We start from the raw sequence: 3,650 nt of genomic DNA, 5'->3' as shown, positions 1-3,650 counted from the left end.
ACCCGCCTCTTCGCCGAAAGTCCCACTCTCGGCCCAGGTGGTGCGCCACAGCTGAGCGCTGGTGGGCGCGCCGGGCGTGCCGACGATGGCGTAGACGATCGCCGGGGTCGCCACGACGTCCAGCAGTTCGGGCCCGGCTGGGGCAGAGGGGCCGGTGCGAGCGGAGGGGCCGGTGCGGACCGACCAGGAGCCGTTGGCGCGCTCGAGAATCTCACCGCCGATCGGGCACCACAGCTGCTGGCCTCGCAGCAGGGGCGCCGGAACGCTCAGGCGCGCCCCCACTGCTCGTTCGGGGACGCCGCCGACTCGCGTGGGAGCCCCGACCGAGGGAACCCACCACAAGGCGTATCGGCCGTCGACCACGCCGGCAACCACGCAGCCGTCAGTGGTGCAGGCAGCCGAGCGAGCCTCGCTGGCGCGGCCCGGGTCGGGTAGGTCCAGGCGGGTCCAGCCGGTGTCGCCGCTGGTGGAGCGCCAGACCGCGGCCGCCCGCCGCGGCGGCCCGTCGAGGTGCGTGACCGATCCGGCCACGAGGATCGCCGGGCCGGTGGAGGTGGCGGCCACCGCGCCCGTCAACGCGCTGCGCGAACTGGCCAGCGGGGTGCCCGCGGAGTCGCCGCGTTCCCAACGCAGCTCGCGCTCGCGCCAGACGGCGATGTCGAGGCCAGTGACGCCGTTCCACGACCCGACGAGGTAGCGGCCCTGCGTGGTGGCGACCGCGTCGACGAGCCCGCCGGCCGACCAGCCGCCGAACGTTTCGAAGGTCTGCGGCCGTTCGATGATGCGGGTCTGCGCCGGGTCGCCGGACAGGTCCCCGGACAGGTCGCCGGACAGGTCGGCATCCCAGACGGTCCACCGCGTATTGGCGTGCGCACCACCGGGGGCTCCGCCGATCGCCGTCAGGCGTTGGTCGCGCAGCTCGAGGGAGTGCCACCGCGCGATGGCCGCGTAGGGAGACCGCGGGTCGGGTTTCAGAGTCAGCGCGCGCGGCTCCGCCGAACCGGAGACGGCGTACATCGTGGGTCGCGCCTGCGCCGCTTGGCCTCCGATGAGCACGCGGTCGCCCTCGGCGGCCAGCCGGATCGGCGCCACCCCGGCGGGCAGGGCGACCGGCTCCCAGCGCAGGGGCCGCGCGGGCAACGGCCGCGCAGGCGCCTCGGCGGGCGGTGCGACCGACCCAGGGGTGTTGACCGTGGGCGTTGCGAGGCTGGGCGGGCCCGCCGGGATGGGCTCGGAGGTCGAGCAGCCGGCGAGCGCGCTCAGGGTCGCAAGAGCCGCCGCCAGGGCCGCTACCGCGAGTCCGCGGGCCGGTCGCATGGGGCAGCCCGGTTCGCCGCCGCGTTCATGACGGCTCAGGAGCCCGCTCTGCGGCGACCTCCCCTACCGCTCCCCCTGCAGCGCCGGCAAGACGGCTCCCGGCGACCTGGGCGAGCAACTCTTGCCAGGAGCCGAGCTTGGTGCGCACGCGCCCCAGGTCCTGGCCGCGTTCGATCTCGGCGCTGTCGATGGCCTGCCAGTCCTCGTACGTGCTGGGGGCGCGACCACGCTCCCGCAGCAGCTGCACGACATCCAGTCGGACCGGCGCCCCGGTGGCGGCGGTGGCCATCGGCGCCGCCTCGAGATCGGCGAGGACGTGCGCGACGGTCTGCGCCGCATCCGCCTTGTTCGACCCGATGACCCCGAGCGGACCCCGCTTGACCCAGCCGGTGCAGTACTCGCGCGGCTGCACGACCCCCTGCTCGTCGACGACCCGGCCCTCGACATTGGGCACGACGGCCGCGGTCGTGTCGAACGGCACGTCGGGCAGTGGGGTGGCGCGGTAGCCGATGGCGCGCAACACCAACTGCACCGCAACCATCGCGGTCTCGCCGGTGCCGACGACCCTCCCGTCGGCGTCGAGGCGGGTGCGCTCCAACTCCATGGCGCTGACCTTTTCGGGGATGCGCTCGTGGTCGACGTCGTCACCCACCTCGTCGGGCTCGGGGTCGTCGGAGTGGAGGCGGATCGGCCGGCTCCAGAACTCGAAGTGCAGGCGACGGTCGGCGTCGGGCACCTCGCGGGCGGCGGCCGAGGCGAGCACTTCGAGGTTGGTGCGTACGCGGCGGGGGAGCTTGGGGTCTGGGTCGCCGGTCATGGTGGAGAGGGTGTAGTCGTCGATGCTGACCTGCACGCCTGGCAGGGACACGAGTTCGCGCAGCTCCTTGGTGGTGTAGCTGGCGTGCTCGGGACCGCGGCGGCCCACGACCCAGACGTCGCGGACGTCGGCGGAGTGCAGCTCGACGAGCACCCTCGGCGGCATATCGGTGCGTTCCAGGGCCGCCGGGTCCTTGAGCAGGATCCGCGCGACATCGACCGCGACGTTGCCGACACCGATGGCAGCGGCGCCGGTGACGCCGGTGAGGTCCTGACGACGAGCGTCCGGATGCCCGCCGTACCAGGAGACGAACTCCCGAGCGGAGCGCGAGCCGATCATCCGCTCGCCCGGGATGCCCAGGCGCACGTCCTCGTCGGCGCCCACCGCGTAGATGACGGCGTCGTACCCGGCCAGCACCTCGTCGCGCGTGACATCGCGGCCGAACTCGATGAGCCCCCAGAACGTCACCTCGCCGCTGTCGAAGGTGCGAGCCAGCGCGTCACCGACGGCCTTGATGTTCTCGTGGTCCGGCGCCACGCCGTAGCGCAGCAGGCCGTACGGGGTGGGGAGGCGATCGAAGAGTTCGACGTGCACCGGCACCCGGTCTTGGGACATGAGCGCCTGCGCCGCGAACAGTCCCGACGGTCCGGCTCCGATGATCGCCACCCGCCTTCGCTGGGTGGTCGGCTGCGCGACCGTCTGGGTGGTCGCCTGCTGGGTTGGCCGCTCGGTTGGCTGCTCGGTCGGCACGGCGGTAGCAGCCACCGCGCTGTCTTTCGCCACCGTCGGCTCGGTCGCGGGTCCTCGGGTCACGCTCGCACCAGCCTCCCGCGGCATCGTCACCGCCCGCACCCATCATGCCAACCCTCGGGCCAGGCGGGGTCGGGTCGGTGCGGACTCGGCGCAGGGCGCGAGCTGGTGGTCCCAGTGGCAGGCCGATCTCAAGACGTCACGGCACCCGCCTGACACTGCCAACTGATGCCGCAGCGGCGCGCAGGGGGCGCGCATCAGCCCATCGACGAGTCGCCCCGTTCGATCAGCACGCGATGATCGTCTCGGGTTAGCAGGCGCGAAGTCGGTGCGCGAGTGCTGCCCGGCCGCTGGTGATCATCGCGGCCGGGCCCGGTGGTCGCCCCCAGGACTGCGTGGCCGGCCCGCGTCGAGTGGCTTCCCCACGGGTCCGGCGTTGCCGGGATCGCGTCCCGGTAGGCGCCCCTGGATGCGCGGCGCCGGTGAACTGGAGCGGTGATTAGACCTGGAACTCTGGCGCATGTGATGCACATCACATGCGCCAGAGCGGTTTCCACCGGCGCGAGATCCCTTGTGCCGCAACGGAACTCGCCAACCACTCAAGGCAGTTTGAATTCGCCTGCACCACAGCCGTATTCAGCAATTAAGGCCATTGCAACTACTAATTATGTTCGATAACGTTGGCGGCATGGAACCCACTGCAGCGGACCTCGTGACCTGGCTTGATGCCGGGTCCGCGACGCTGCTGGAGCACGCCGGTGACCTG

General features: G+C 72.4%; 1 protein-coding gene and 1 pseudogene. Both read right to left on the bottom strand.

Going from position 1 to position 3,650, the window contains the following annotated elements; genetic code table 11:
- A pseudogene (locus KILIM_RS21640) lies at nt 1-1,317 on the bottom strand (hypothetical protein); the annotation flags it as partial.
- A 25-nt stretch (nt 1,318-1,342) separates the two neighbouring features.
- Entirely contained in the window at nt 1,343-2,947 is a 1,605-nt protein-coding gene (locus KILIM_RS21635) for an FAD/NAD(P)-binding protein (RefSeq protein WP_174316839.1), read from the bottom strand.
- Nucleotides 2,948-3,650: the final 703 nt, after the last annotated feature.

The organism is Kineosphaera limosa NBRC 100340, assembly GCF_000298215.1.
In the GTDB taxonomy this organism is placed as follows: domain Bacteria; phylum Actinomycetota; class Actinomycetes; order Actinomycetales; family Dermatophilaceae; genus Kineosphaera; species Kineosphaera limosa.
Note: the sequence above shows the minus strand (reverse complement) of the source record. Positions and strands in the feature narration are given on the sequence as shown.